Genomic DNA, 13254 nt, shown 5'->3' with positions numbered 1-13254 from the left:
TTTCCTTACACGCCTGCTTCTTGCAGGTCTTGTTCAAGCTGAGTCAGTTCAGCATCAGTTGGTTCAATGATGGGCAGACGTGGGGATCCCACGTCGATGCCTCGGAGCTTCAAAGCAGCCTTCGCGAACGTCACTCCACCCAATCGAGCCTGTGCCCGCTGCAGCGGTGCCAGGCTTACGGCGATGCGCCGTGCTTCGGCCAGATCGTTGGCGTCAAAAGCATCGCGCAATGCGCGCAAACGATCCGCCGCAACGTGACCGATCACCGAGATGAAGCCGGTGGCACCGGAGGCCAGCCAGGCCAAGTTCAGTGGGTCATCGCCGGAGTACCACGCCAGGTCGGTGCTCTCCATCAGCTGCATTGCTGGGTAGAGGTCACCCTTGGCGTCCTTGACCGCGGCGATGTTGGGGTGTTCAGCCAAACGGGCAATGGTCTGTGGCTCGATCGGCACGACAGACCGAGAAGGAATGTCGTACAAGCACACGGGGATGTCTACAGCATCCGCAACTGCGGAAAAGTGCTGCACGAGTCCCTCTTGGCTGGGTCGGGAGTAGTACGGAGTGACCACCAACAGAGAGTCCGCTCCGGCCTCCTGGGAGGCGCGGGAGATCTCGATGGATTCCGCGGTGTCGTAGGTTCCACTGCCGGCGATGATCTTCAATCGGTCGCCCAGCTCGGAACGTACAGCTTTGAGCAGGTCCAGTTTCTCCTCCAACTTCACAGTTGGGGACTCGCCGGTGGTACCAGCAAGAACCAGAGAGTCACAGCCCTTGTCCACCAGATGTCCTGCTAGGGACACGCCGGCTTCCAAGTCAATGGATCCGTCCTTGTTAAAGGGCGTTGCCATCGCTACCGAGATTGTGCCGAACGCGTCGGTTCCTCGAGTCGCTGCATTACCTGTGCTCATGAGTCACCAGATTACCTTCCTGCCCGTTGTTTGGGCGTATTAGGGTGACATCGGCCATGTTGTGTGCGGGCCGTTTTATTTTTTCGACGCCAACTCTGCGCCGTGTTAGATATCGCTCACGTACGGGCTGGTGGCCATCTCGCCGCCGTCACGCAACGTGGTGATGGAGAAGTCTTCGAAGACCTCTGGTACGGACTGTTGAAGCAAGCGCAAGCTGCGGACGGCGATACGTCGGATTTCCGGATCGGCGTGTTCAGCGGCGCGCATCCCGATGAAGTGCCTCCAGCTGCGCAGGTTTCCGCTCATGACGAAACGGGTTTCTGCACAGTTGGGCAGCACTGCCCTGGCTGCTTGCCTTGCTTGTTTCATCCGTAGCACCGCGTTGGGCTCCTGGGCGAAGCTCTCGCTAATGCCGTCCAGGAGTTCACCGTAAGCATCGTAGGCCACGTCTGCAGACTGAAGGAATAACTTAGTCAGCCTCTCGTCCTTGAGCACCACTTCCGGCACCACCACGCGGGCTTCGTCCGAAGGAACGTAGCGCTGTGAGAGTTGGCTGAAAGAAAAGTGCCGGTGGCGCATGATCTCATGACTGCAGGATCGGGACACTCCCCGCAGGTACATGGTGGCGCTGGAGTGTTCCAGCACCGTCATGTGGCCGACGTCCAAGATGTGGCGCACGTATGCCTCGTTGGTGGCGGTGTGTGGGTTGGGCTTGTCCCACGTTTCGTAGCAAGCTCGCCCTGCAAACTCCACCAGTGATCCGCCGGCGGATGCTTCGGTTTCCCAGTCGATATTGGTGGGCTTATCGAAATCCGAGTGGCTCACCAGCTGGATATCGAGTTCAGCAACAGTAGCCATCGCAGATTAGAGCCCCAGGAAGCTTTCCAGACCAATGGTCAGGCCGGGATTCTTTCCGATCTTTTCCACGCCGATCAGCACGCCGGGAACGAAGGATTCGCGATCGTAGGAATCCTGCTTAATCGTCAACGACTGTCCGCGGGTACCGAAGATGACCTGCTCGTGGGCAACCATGCCGGTCATGCGCACGGCGTGAACAGGAATTCCGTCCACGTCGGCACCGCGAGCGCCTTCGAGACTCTGCTCGGTGGCGTCTGGCTGCTCCCCCATGCCCGCGTCCTTGCGGGCTCGCGCGATGCCCTCCGCCGTGTGCACGGCGGTTCCGGACGGTGCGTCCTTCTTGTTCGGGTGGTGCAGCTCGATGACCTCTGCCGATTCGAAGAAAGGCGCTGCCATCTCCGCGAACTTCATGGTCAACACAGCAGAAATGGCGAAGTTGGGAGCCACCAGCACGCCGGTGGCCTCGGAATCCTGCAACCATTCGCGAACCTGGCTATAGCGCTCTTCGGTCCATCCCGTGGTGCCGATAACGCAGTGGATGCCGTGCTTGACGCAGAACTCGACGTTGTTCATCACAGCGTTAGGAGCGGTGAAGTCCACCACAACTTCAGCGCCAGAATCCACCAGCTGCTGCAAGTCATCGCCGTGATCCAGTGCTGCGGCCAGCGTGAGGTTGTCATCAGCCTCTACCGCCGCAACGATTGCGGTGCCCACACGACCGTGTGCACCCAGCACTCCAACCTTGGTCATCTTCTATCCTTTCCTCACACCGCTGATTCTCCCCATGGAGAATTCAACGCTTCTCATGAATGAAGGGTTGTTCCTTGGTGAAAAGGAGCAACCCCACATGGTGAATTTTAGTCTTCGACGAGAACCAGGGAAATCTTGCCGCGGTTATCGATATCCGCGATTTCTACCTGGAGCTTCTCGCCCACGGACACTTCGTCCTCTACCTTCTCCACTCGACGATCGCCGCCGATGTTAGAGATGTGCAGCAGACCGTCGCGGCCTGGCATCAAGGAGATGAAGGCACCGAACGCGGTGGTCTTGACCACGGTGCCCAGGAAGCGATCCCCTACCTTGGGCAGCTGCGGATTAGCAATCGCGTTGATGCGCTCCAGCGCATCCTCAGCAGCCTTGCCACCCACGGCGGAGACGAACACGGTGCCATCGTCTTCGATGGTGATGTCCGCACCGGTTTCCTCGGTGATCTGGTTAATGTTCTTGCCCTTCGGTCCGATCAGCTCACCGATCTTGTTGACCGGGATGCTCACGGAGGTGATGCGAGGGGCGAACTCGCTCATGTCATCAGGGGAATCGATGGCATCGTTCATCAAGCTCAGAATCTCGAGACGAGCGGTACGAGCTTGAGTCAGGGCGTCGGTAAGAACACCGGAAGGAATGCCGTCCAACTTGGTATCCAGCTGCAATGCCGTGACGAACTCTTCGGTACCGGCAACCTTGAAGTCCATGTCACCGAAGGCATCTTCGGCGCCGAGGATATCGGTCAAGGTCACAAACTTTTCCTTCTTGCCCACCATGCCGGAGACCAAGCCCATGGCGATGCCGGCAACAGGAGCCTTCAGTGGCACGCCCGCGTTGTACAGCGACAGGGTGGATGCACACACAGAGCCCATCGAGGTGGAGCCGTTAGAGCTCAGCGCCTCGGAGACCTGACGGATGGTGTACGGGAAGTCCTCGCGGGAAGGAATGACGGGAGTCAAGGCGCGCTCAGCCAGCGCACCGTGTCCGATCTCGCGACGCTTCGGGGAACCCACGCGCCCGGTCTCGCCGGTGGAGTATGGCGGGAAGTTGTAGTGGTGGATGTAGCGCTTAGATTCCGCTGGGCTCAGCGAATCGATGGTCTGCTCCATCTTCAGCATGTCCAAGGTGGTCACGCCCAGGATCTGGGTCTCTCCACGCTCGAACAGCGCCGAACCGTGAGCGCGTGGCACCAGCTGCACCACGATGCCGAGATCGCGGATGGTGGTGTGATCGCGTCCGTCGATGCGGAAGCCATCTTCCAGAATGCGACGACGCACCTGTTGCTTGGTCACATCGTTGTGTGCTGCACGGATCTCTGCTTCGCGCTCTGGGAACTCCTCGAGGAGGTTATCCACGGCTTCCTGCATGTTTTCTGCCAGTGCCTCATCGCGTTCCTGCTTGTCCGCGATCTGCATGATGGACTCGAGCTCCTTGGAGGACTCGGACTCCACGGCAGCGAAGACATCTTCAGCAAACGGTGGGAACAGCTCGAACTCGCGAGTTTGTGCGTCCACGGCTTCTGCCAGCGCACGCTGCGCCTCGCACAAGGTGGCAATGAAAGGCTTCGCCGCTTCAATACCTTCGGCTACAACAGCCTCGGTGGGGGCAGGCGCACCTTCAGCGATGCGCTCCACCACGTTGTTGGTCGCGCCGGCTTCCACCATCATCACGGCGACGTTAGGCTCCTGGGAGCCCTTAGCGCGGCGGCCACGGCCGCCGGTCGGCTGCGAATCAGTCACACGTCCAGCAACCACCAGCTCAAAGACCGCCTGGCTTTGCTGCTCGTGGGTTGGGAAGGCAATCCACTGGCCTTCGGGGTGCTTGGCGTCGGCAACAAGGGCCATACGAACGCCACCAACCGGGCCGGAGACAGGGAGGCCGGACAACTGCGTGGAGGCGGAAGCCGCGTTGATGGCGACCACGTCATACATGTCCTTGGTATCCAGGGACATCACGGTGACGATGACCTGGACCTCGTTGCGCAGGCCCTTGACGAAGGTTGGGCGCAGAGGACGGTCGATCTGACGAGCAGCCAGGATCGCATCAGTGCCGGGGCGACCTTCGCGGCGGAAGAAGCTACCGGGAATGCGACCGGCGGCGTACATGCGCTCTTCCACATCCACGGTCAGTGGGAAGAAGTCGATGCCCTGGCGAGGGTTGCGGGAGGCGGTGGTGGTGGACAAGAGCATCGTGTCTTCGTCCAAGTATGCGGCGACGGCTCCATCAGCCTGACGAGCCAGCAGGCCAGTCTCAAAACGGATGGTGCGGGTGCCAAAATCGCCATTGTCGATGGTGGCGACGGTTTCCCAAACTCCTGCGTCTGGGTCAACAAGTTCTGCTTCGATTTTTTGTGCGCTCATAGCGATAGTTGCAATCGCCTTTCTTTTGCGTTTGCTTCTCCCCACCAAAACAGCTGATCATCGGTGCCAGTAGTTCGACGAGGAATTGTTCTTCTTACAAGCTTTTGTTCACTTGTCCAGCCACGAGAGTACCAAAGAAATACCAGAACTCTGCATACACAAAATCCCGGCCACCATGTCCATAGTCTTGGACGGCGGTGACCGGGAGGGTGTGCGCTGTGTTTTTCAGCGCAGTGTGCTTCGACTAGCGACGCAGGCCGAGGCGCTCGATCAAAGTACGGTAACGCTCGACGTTGTTTTCTGCCAGGTACTTCAGCAGACGCTTACGACGACCAACCAGCAGCAGCAAGCCGCGGCGGGAGTGGTGATCGTGCTTGTGGAACTTCAGGTGCTCGGTCAACTGACGGATACGCACGGTCATCAGAGCAATCTGTGCCTCTGGGGAGCCGGTATCGGTCTCGTGTACGCCGAACTCCTTGAGAGTGTCAGCCTTCTGATCCTTGGTCAAAGCCATGGGATTCTCCTAGTAGATAGTTGTTTCAGTCCGCGCATTCAATGCCTGTGCCTTCACGCAAGTGAAGGGCTGTACTTCGAAAAGCAATTAAGGCGTGTTCACACGACTACCGCGAACCACAGTCGTAGACCGAACTACCCTAGCACCGGCAACCGGCGGCAACCAAAACCTGGAGCGCTGGCCAATTCTTGCGCTAGTACCCCGGCACCAGGCCTCCATCATCAGTCCAAGACGCTACGCGTATCCGCGACGTCCTTGTTGATGGCCGTGATCAGCTCATCCAGCGAGTTGTAGGTCTCCATCCCGCGCAGGCGGTGCAGGAACTCCACGGACACTTCCAAGCCGTAGAGGTCTGCCTCGTGATCCAGCACGAAGGACTCCACGCTGCGTGGCTCGTGACCAAACGTGGGATTGGTTCCCACAGAAATTGCCGCTGGCAGCTTGGCTCCCACCGGCATGGTGCCCACCTGCTGAGCATCCTTGAGTTCCGGATTTCCCTGATCCGTGGACTTCACCGTGAGATAACCGGCATAGACACCATCAGCAGGCAAGGCGAACTTTTCCGGGAAGTACAAGTTTGCCGTCGGGAAACCGAGGGCGCGTCCACCACGACCGGCACCGTGAGTAACCTCGCCGTACACAGAGAACGGCCGACCCAGCGCTTCGTTAGCCGCCTCGATGTTGCCCTCTTCCAGCTGCTGGCGGATGTAGGTGGAGCTGACGGTGTGGTCGCTGTCCTGCAGCAAATCCAGGACGTGGACATCGATCCCCCGCTCTTGGCCGAGCCGCTGCAAATCCTCCGGCTTGCCTGCTGCCTTGTGCCCGAAGGTGAAGTTATCGCCCACGAACACTGCCTTGGCATTCAGCAGCTCCACCAGCACCTTGTCCACGTACTCGGCGGGGCTCCAGCTGGCGATCTCCTTGGTGAACCCGATGACCACCACGTGATCAATGCCGATCTCGGTAGCTAAGCGGGCGCGCTCCTCCACGGTCGCCAGCAGGGCTGGCACCGCTTGGGGGCGGAACACCACGGTGGGGTGCGGGTCGAAGGTGAACATGACAGACGGCACTGACCTGCGTCGTGCTTCGTCTACTGCCGCGCGCACCAGAGTCTGATGTCCGCGGTGTACACCGTCGAACACGCCGATGGTGACCACGGTTCCCTGTTCGCCCAAGTCCTGCGGCACTCTGTCCAGTCCGTACCAGATATTCACGGTGTTTTAGCCTACGTCATACACTGTCTGCATGACTCACTCCCACCCCTCCCCAAAGCAGCAGTCCACTGACCGCCCGCGTCCCGTCGAGGGCACGATTCTGCAGCGTTCCGGGGTGGTCATCGTGGATAAACCCGCGGGAATGACCAGTCACGATGTGGTGGGCAAGATGCGCCGGATCATGGGCACGCGTCGCGTGGGGCATTCCGGCACGCTGGATCCGATGGCCACGGGCGTTCTCGTCGTGGGCGTAGAGCGGGGCACAAAGTTCTTAGCGCACGTGGTCACGCACGATAAGCGCTATGAGGCCACGGTGCGCCTGGGTGCTTCGACGCTCTCGGATGACTTCGAGGGTGAGGTGCTCGCGGAGGCGTCGCCGGAGGCGCTGCACGCGCTGACTGAGCAAGACATTCGCGATGCGTTCGCGGCTCAGATCGGCGAGATCATGCAGCGCCCCTCGTCCGTGTCTTCCATCAAGATCAATGGCCGCAGGGCGCACGAACTGGTTCGAGAGGGTCACGACGTGGTGCTCCCCGAGCGCCCCGTGACCGTACATTCGTTGGAGGTGGGTGAGGTTTGTCTTGTTTCCGACGCCAACTCCGACTCCCCGCACTGGTCAGCCACGATCTCAGTACATTGCTCCTCGGGCACCTACATTCGCTCTATCGCCCGTGATGTCGGCGATGCCCTGGGGGTTGGTGGCCATCTCACGGCACTGCGCCGGACGTCCGCCGGACCTTTCGACATTGCGGAGAGCGTGACTCTAGAGCAGTTAGCGGAGGCACCACAGCTGTCGTTGAGCCTGGATGAGGTCATGGCGCGCTGCTTCCCGGTGCGGGACATCACTCAGGAGCAGGCGCAGGACTTGTCCCTGGGCAAGTGGCTGGCGCCGGTGGGGCTCACTGACGTTCACGCAGCGGTGGCTCCGGATGGTAAGGCGATTGCCTTGCTCAAAGAGAAGGGCAAGCGTGCGGCGAGCGTGTTCGTGGCCCGTCCGGACGGGATGGAGTAGCGCGGGTTCGCGCTAGCGGCGCACGCCAGCGACGGTGACTACGAAGCCGTTGCGGATGGTCCAGTAGCCCTCGATGAAGGGCACGGGCACGGGGCGCACCAGCAGATACGAAGTGAACGTGCCATCCGGCCGGATGTCGATGTCCGCTTCGTCGAAGTCCAAGAAGCGACGAGCTAACGGGAACCACGTCTTGTAGGTGGTTTCCTTCGCGGAGAACAGCACCTTGTCTAGGTGTTCGATGCCTTCGTGGCGTGCGAGTCGACGCAAGCGTCGCTGCTCCTCCGGGCGGGCAATCGCATTGAATACGCCTTCCGGCAAGGCGGACGCGGGCTCGGCGTCGATTCCCAGAGAACGCCAACGAGAAGTCCTACCCACCAACGCGGCGCGGTAGCCTTCGGTGTGCGTGAGCGATCCGGTCACACCTTCTGGAAATGCTGGCATTCCGCGCTCGCCGCGGAGGATGGGTTCATCTTCTGCAAGATCCGCCATGGCTTGGTGCGCGCACCAGCGGGAATCGCCGAAGTCTGCCTTGCGCCGGTCCACGGCGTGCGAGACCAAGTCTTGCTCAGCAGGATGAAGATCATAGAAATGGTCGAGGTTCACGGATGAGGTGTGCAGCTCTACACAGCGGGTGCCTTTGGGCAGCATCGGCTCGGGAATGACGGCGGGAACGGACTGACCAGCGTAATCTGTCGCGGTCGCGCCGAACAGTGTCCTGGTGCGGATGTCACTTCTCATCGTGTCACCTCCTCTGTGAGTACTGGGCATGGCCATCGCCCTGCGTTAAGCCGCGGGGGCAAGGTTCGTTCTCTGTCCCTCGGATAACCGAGGGAGACCTCCGCGTGCGTTACATCTTCGACGCAAATATCTATCGGAATATGTAAATGACCATAGATCACGCAGGTCGCTTTGTATCTTCGAGGCCAGCTTTGGGTGTGCCGAGTCCCCGACCACAGCCCAATTTCCTGATGCACAACCTTTTCCATCGCCTCGCGCACCAGAGGCCAGTGGTTGATCAAGATCGTGGGCCCTTCCACGTGGGACAGGCGGCGGACGGTGTAGCTGAGACGCTCCCTGCACCACACAGGGATGTCCACGAAGGGTGCGATGGCGTAGTGATCCGTGAGCACCACGGAGCTCTCTTCTGCGGCGGCGATGGCTTCCTCGGGTGTAGTTCCGGGGGTACGCCAGGAGTGATCGTAGAGCGTGAACAGTGGCACGATCGTGTGTCCCGCGAAAGTAACGTACGGGTCTTCCGGGGTGAGCACGCCGATCTTTCGACATCCCTCTACCAAGTACTTGTACTTGTTGCGCCCCTTGAGGGGATCGTCCCCGCGGGAATACAGCTCGTGGTTTCCGGGAACCCAGATCACCGTCTCAAATCGCTCCGCTAGCCCGCGTAGAGCTCCCAGGACAGTGTCCGCATCCTCAGCCACGTCACCTGCGACGATGAGCCAATCTGCGGGATGGTTGGGACGCACGAATTCCGCGACCGCTTCCCTATTGCCGGGCGAGTTGATGTGCAGATCGCTGACCGCCCACAGGGTACGGACTTCAGGCTGGCCGGAAGAAGTGGCGCGCGTGTGAGCGCGGGGCAGCAATCGCACGACGTATCTCCTTGACCTTCCTGGACGTAACTGTGACTGGTGTTACTCAAGTGATTGTAGTTGTTTGTGGGGCAAAAGATAGAGCTGTTGCATTATGACGTTTGGCGTCGAACTACAAAGCAGGGCGCAACCACGCATCACCGCGATAACGCCACCAGACCGCGAGCAATCGCAACGCGATGAACGCCAACAGGCCGCACCAGACGCCAGTCAGGCCCCAACTGAAGATCCAGGCCAACCAGACTACGGGAATGAAACCCAACACCACCGAGGCGATGGTCGCGTTGCGCAAGAAGGAGACGTCGGCAGCGCCGAGGAGCACACCGTCCAGGGCGAACACCACTCCACCCAACAACACCAGCACGATAAGCAGCCACCACGGGACCTGCATCGTGTCCAGCACAGATGTGTCTTGGGTAAATATCCGTGGGAAAACGTGGTAGCCCGCGGCCAACACCACGGCGAGTAGCCCGGCCACCAGCACCGAAAACCGCAGCACGCGGTTCGCTACTTCCCTGGCCACAGGCGCCGAACGGGCTCCCAGCGCCGCCCCCACCAGAGCTTGGGCAGCGATCGCCATGGAATCTAACACAAGCGTGAGGAAGTTCCACAGCTGCAGCAGAATCTGGTGCGCTGCCAAGCTCGCCGGCCCCATGCGCCCCGCCACCGCAGCAGCGGACAGAAACGCCACTTGGAAAGATAGAGAACGCGCGATCAGATCCTTGCCCATCACCAACTGCGGCTTGATCACCGACCAACGCGGAGCAATCGAACGATCATCGCCCTCACGTGCCCATGCACGCCCTAGAACGACCAGAAAGCACGCTGCGATGATCCACTCACCCAGCACATTCGCATATGCGGAACCCACCAGGCCAAAGCGATTGACCGCCCATGGCACCGCCACGGCCATGGGAATCACACCCGCCAACGTGAAGTACAACGGCAGCCGAGTGTTGGACATTCCGCGCAACCAGCCATTGCCCGCCATGGTCACTAGAGCGGGAATGATGGACGCGCAGGTCACGTGCATCCATTCCCTCGCTTTGTCCGCGACCTGCTGATCATGAGCCAGCCACAGCATGATCTGCGGTGAAGCGACAAACACCACAGACGCGAGAACAGCGCCCACGAATACCGCTACCCACGTGGCTTGCAACCCCTCGTAGAGCGCATCCGCGCGCCGGTTCGCGCCAAACAATCGCGCCGCGCGAGCCGTAGTGCCATAGGACAAGAACGTCAGCTGCGTAGTCACGGTGCCCAGCACCGTTGCGCCAGCAGCCAACGCCGCCAAGTCCTGTGCACCCAGCCGGCCCACCACTGCCGTGTCCAGCAGCAAATACAGCGGCGTTGCCGCCAGCACCACTAGCGCGGGCCACGCCAGGCCAAGAATGCGACGGGTCGAAGCGTCTACAGACGCACCCGCAGTGGCGTTCTCAGCCTGCACTACTGCTCCTCGGAATCCTCACCCTTGCGGTAAGGATCCGCCTCGCCTGCCGGCTGCGCACCAGCGGAACGCTCGCGGATGGCCGCATCTTGAGCGCGTGCCTTCTCCAACAGCTCCTCCATGTGCGCAGAAGCTTCCGGAACAGTATCGACAGCGAAGGACAGCGTCGGCGTGAAACGCACGGACAGCTGATCTCCGACGATCTTGCGCAACTGACCCTTTGCCTTAGCCAGCGCGTCCTCGGCCAGCTTCACGTCCGGCTCCTCATCCACCGTGCGCCCACGCACCGTGTAAAACACCGTCGCGTCATGCAGGTCACCCGTGACACGAGCATCCGTAATAGTCACCAGCTCCAGCCGGGGATCCTTGATTTCGCGTTCAATAGACGTCGCAACAATCTGCTGGATACGCTTCGCCATCCGCGCAGCACGTGCGTGATCGACCATCGTCAACACTCCTTGAGTAGTACTCGCCCGACCAGAGTTTGGCGTCGGGAAAAAAGAAAAAGAAACCTAAATGAGAGCGAGCCCCGCGCCGGCCTCCCACCGAAGCGGGGGCACGGAGACGGGGCTCCACTCGCGGTGCGTGCTGCACCAGATTACGCGACTAGTCGCGAGGTACTTCCACCAGCTCGTAGGCCTCGACAAAGTCGCCGACCTGGATGTCTGGGTAGGACAGAACCATACCGCACTCGTAGCCCGCAGAAACCTCGGTGACATCGTCCTTCTCGCGACGGAGGGAATCGATGTTCGCCTTTTCTGCCACCACGTTGCCATCGCGCACCAGGCGAACCTGGGCGTTGCGGCGGACCTTGCCGGATTCCACCATGCAACCTGCAATCAGGCCCACAGCAGAAGCCTTGAAGATCGCACGGATCTCGGCCTTGCCGATCTCGCGCTCCTCGTAGATTGGCTTGAGCATGCCCTTCAGAGCAGACTCAATCTCTTCGATCGCGCGGTAAATCACGGAGTAGTAGCGGATGTCTACGCCCTCAGAGTTAGCAACCTCAGTTGCCTTACCCTCGGCGCGAACGTTGAAGCCGATGATCACTGCATCAGAAGCAGCAGCCAGGTTCACGTTCGTCTCCGTCACAGCGCCCACGCCGCGATCGATGATGTTCAGTGCAACCTCATCATCTACCTCGATCTTGAGGAGAGCGTCCTCGAGCGCTTCGACCGTACCGGCGTTATCGCCCTTGAGGATCAGGTTCAAGGTGCTGGTTTCCTTCAGCACCGCATCCAGATCTTCCAAGGAGACGCGCTTGCGAGAACGAGCCTGCATAGCGTTACGACGACGAGCATTACGCTGATCCGCAATCTGACGAGCGGTGCGGTCATCGTCAACAACCAACAGGCTATCGCCAGCGCCAGAGACGCTAGTCAGACCAAGCACCTGCACGGGACGTGATGGGCCAGCTTCCTGGACATCCTCACCGTGCTCGTCAATCATGCGGCGCACACGACCGTGCGCATCGCCGACCACGATGGAATCGCCGACTTGCAGCGTACCGCGCTGGATGATGACCGTAGCCACTGGTCCGCGACCGCGGTCCAAGTGAGCTTCGATGGCCACACCCTGGGCGTCCATCTCTGGGTTCGCACGCAGATCCAGCGATGCATCAGCAGTCAACAGCACAGCCTCGAGCAACTGATCGATGTTGGTGCCCTGCTTCGCGGAGATGTCCACGAACATCGTGTCACCGCCGTACTCTTCAGGAACGAGTTCGTACTCGGTGAGCTGTCCACGGATCTTGTCCGGAGCAGCACCTTCCTTATCGATCTTGTTCACTGCGACCACGATCGGAATATCCGCGGCCTTAGCGTGGTTGATCGCCTCCACGGTCTGTGGCATCACGCCGTCATCCGCTGCGACCACGAGGATGGCGATGTCCGTGGACTTCGCACCGCGGGCACGCATGGCCGTGAAGGCCTCGTGACCTGGGGTATCCAGGAAGGTCACCAGACGCTCTTCGCCTTCCAGCTCCACTGGAACCTGGTAGGCGCCGATGTGCTGGGTGATGCCACCGGCCTCGCCGCCACCGACGTTCGCCTGGCGGACAGAGTCCAAAAGGCGGGTCTTACCGTGGTCGACGTGACCCATGACGGTCACCACTGGAGGACGCTGTGCCAGCTGCTCTTCGCCGCCGACGTCCTCACCGAACTGGAGGTCGAAGGTCTCGAGGAGCTCGCGATCCTCGTCCTCAGGAGAGACAACCTCAACCTTGTAGTCCATCTCGTCACCCAACAGCTGCAGGGTTTCGTCAGACACGGACTGGGTAGCGGTCACCATCTCGCCGAGGTTAAACAATGCCTGCACCAATGCAGCTGCATCGGCATCGATCTTGTCCGCGAAATCGGACAGGGACGCACCGCGTGCGAGACGAATCTTGGAACCCTTGCCGTTAGGCAGCTTCACGCCACCGACGACAGAAGGTGCCTGCATTGCCTCGTACTCGTTGCGCTTCTGCCGCTTTGACTTGCGTCCCTTACGTGGAGCGCCGCCTGGACGGCCGAATGCACCTGCGGTGCCACCGCGACGTCCGCCGCGACCGCCGCGTGGGCCACCTGGA

The 13254-nt window shown here is 60.5% G+C and carries 12 protein-coding genes; 1 reads left to right on the top strand and 11 read right to left on the bottom strand.

Annotated elements, in window-relative coordinates:
- Positions 1 to 5 precede the first annotated feature (5 nt).
- The 6 genes from dapA to CS919_RS06000 all read right to left on the bottom strand — a co-directional run bounded on the left by dapA (position 6) and on the right by CS919_RS06000 (position 6619).
- A complete protein-coding gene (dapA, locus tag CS919_RS06025; protein ID WP_099298603.1) occupies positions 6 to 908 on the bottom strand; it encodes a 4-hydroxy-tetrahydrodipicolinate synthase in 903 nt (300 codons plus the stop codon).
- A gap of 105 nt (positions 909 to 1013) precedes the next feature.
- Positions 1014 to 1766 (bottom strand): FAD-dependent thymidylate synthase, encoded by a 753-nt coding sequence (gene thyX / locus CS919_RS06020; RefSeq protein ID WP_099298602.1) that lies wholly within the window; start codon positions 1764 to 1766, stop codon positions 1014 to 1016.
- Positions 1767 to 1772: 6 nt separating this feature from the next.
- Complete coding sequence (dapB, locus tag CS919_RS06015) at positions 1773 to 2516, bottom strand: 4-hydroxy-tetrahydrodipicolinate reductase (protein WP_099298601.1); 744 nt, start codon at positions 2514 to 2516, stop codon at positions 1773 to 1775.
- 107 nt (positions 2517 to 2623) lie between these two features.
- Positions 2624 to 4891, bottom strand: coding sequence for a polyribonucleotide nucleotidyltransferase (locus CS919_RS06010; protein WP_099298600.1), 2268 nt, complete (start codon positions 4889 to 4891; stop codon positions 2624 to 2626).
- Between the two features lie 244 nt (positions 4892 to 5135).
- Complete coding sequence (rpsO, locus tag CS919_RS06005) at positions 5136 to 5405, bottom strand: 30S ribosomal protein S15 (protein ID WP_099298599.1); 270 nt, start codon at positions 5403 to 5405, stop codon at positions 5136 to 5138.
- Between the two features lie 221 nt (positions 5406 to 5626).
- A complete protein-coding gene (locus tag CS919_RS06000) occupies positions 5627 to 6619 on the bottom strand; it encodes a bifunctional riboflavin kinase/FAD synthetase (protein WP_099298598.1) in 993 nt (330 codons plus the stop codon).
- Positions 6620 to 6761: 142 nt separating this feature from the next.
- Here CS919_RS06000 and truB point away from each other — a divergent pair, with 142 nt between their 5' ends.
- Positions 6762 to 7631 (top strand): tRNA pseudouridine(55) synthase TruB, encoded by an 870-nt coding sequence (truB, locus tag CS919_RS05995; protein ID WP_234990856.1) that lies wholly within the window; start codon positions 6762 to 6764, stop codon positions 7629 to 7631.
- Positions 7632 to 7643: 12 nt separating this feature from the next.
- Here the strand turns inward: truB and CS919_RS05990 are convergent, their stop codons facing one another.
- The 5 genes from CS919_RS05990 to infB all read right to left on the bottom strand — a co-directional run.
- Entirely contained in the window at positions 7644 to 8279 is a 636-nt protein-coding gene (locus CS919_RS05990) for a 4'-phosphopantetheinyl transferase family protein (RefSeq protein WP_099298819.1), read from the bottom strand.
- 86 nt (positions 8280 to 8365) lie between these two features.
- Positions 8366 to 9238, bottom strand: a complete 873-nt coding sequence (locus CS919_RS05985) for a metallophosphoesterase family protein (RefSeq protein WP_234990849.1) — start codon at positions 9236 to 9238, stop codon at positions 8366 to 8368.
- 112 nt (positions 9239 to 9350) lie between these two features.
- On the bottom strand, positions 9351 to 10685 hold the full coding sequence (locus tag CS919_RS05980; protein ID WP_099298596.1) for an MATE family efflux transporter: 1335 nt from the start codon (positions 10683 to 10685) through the stop codon (positions 9351 to 9353).
- The gene (gene rbfA / locus CS919_RS05975; protein ID WP_099298595.1) at positions 10685 to 11131 is read right to left on the bottom strand and encodes a 30S ribosome-binding factor RbfA; all 447 of its coding nucleotides are present in this window, start codon (positions 11129 to 11131) and stop codon (positions 10685 to 10687) included. Before rbfA ends, CS919_RS05980 begins: the two co-directional genes overlap by 1 nt.
- A gap of 160 nt (positions 11132 to 11291) precedes the next feature.
- On the bottom strand, positions 11292 to 13254 hold a 1963-nt coding region (gene infB / locus CS919_RS05970), incomplete at its 5' end, for a translation initiation factor IF-2 (RefSeq protein ID WP_099298594.1).

The sequence above is a fragment of the Corynebacterium dentalis genome (assembly GCF_900232865.1).
GTDB classification, from domain to species: domain Bacteria; phylum Actinomycetota; class Actinomycetes; order Mycobacteriales; family Mycobacteriaceae; genus Corynebacterium; species Corynebacterium dentalis.
Note: the sequence above shows the minus strand (reverse complement) of the source record. Positions and strands in the feature narration are given on the sequence as shown.

Bases quoted from the DNA above. Each gene is read 5' to 3' on its own strand.
- dapA (WP_099298603.1), bottom strand. From the start codon at position 908: ATGAGCACAGGTAATGCAGCGACTCGAGGAACCGACGCGTTCGGCACA.
- thyX (WP_099298602.1), bottom strand. From the start codon at position 1,766: ATGGCTACTGTTGCTGAACTCGATATCCAGCTGGTGAGCCACTCGGAT.
- dapB (WP_099298601.1), bottom strand. From the start codon at position 2,516: ATGACCAAGGTTGGAGTGCTGGGTGCACACGGTCGTGTGGGCACCGCA.
- CS919_RS06010 (WP_099298600.1), bottom strand. From the start codon at position 4,891: ATGAGCGCACAAAAAATCGAAGCAGAACTTGTTGACCCAGACGCAGGA.
- rpsO (WP_099298599.1), bottom strand. From the start codon at position 5,405: ATGGCTTTGACCAAGGATCAGAAGGCTGACACTCTCAAGGAGTTCGGC.
- truB (WP_234990856.1), top strand. From the start codon at position 6,762: ATGACCAGTCACGATGTGGTGGGCAAGATGCGCCGGATCATGGGCACG.
- CS919_RS05990 (WP_099298819.1), bottom strand. From the start codon at position 8,279: ATGCTGCCCAAAGGCACCCGCTGTGTAGAGCTGCACACCTCATCCGTG.
- rbfA (WP_099298595.1), bottom strand. From the start codon at position 11,131: ATGGTCGATCACGCACGTGCTGCGCGGATGGCGAAGCGTATCCAGCAG.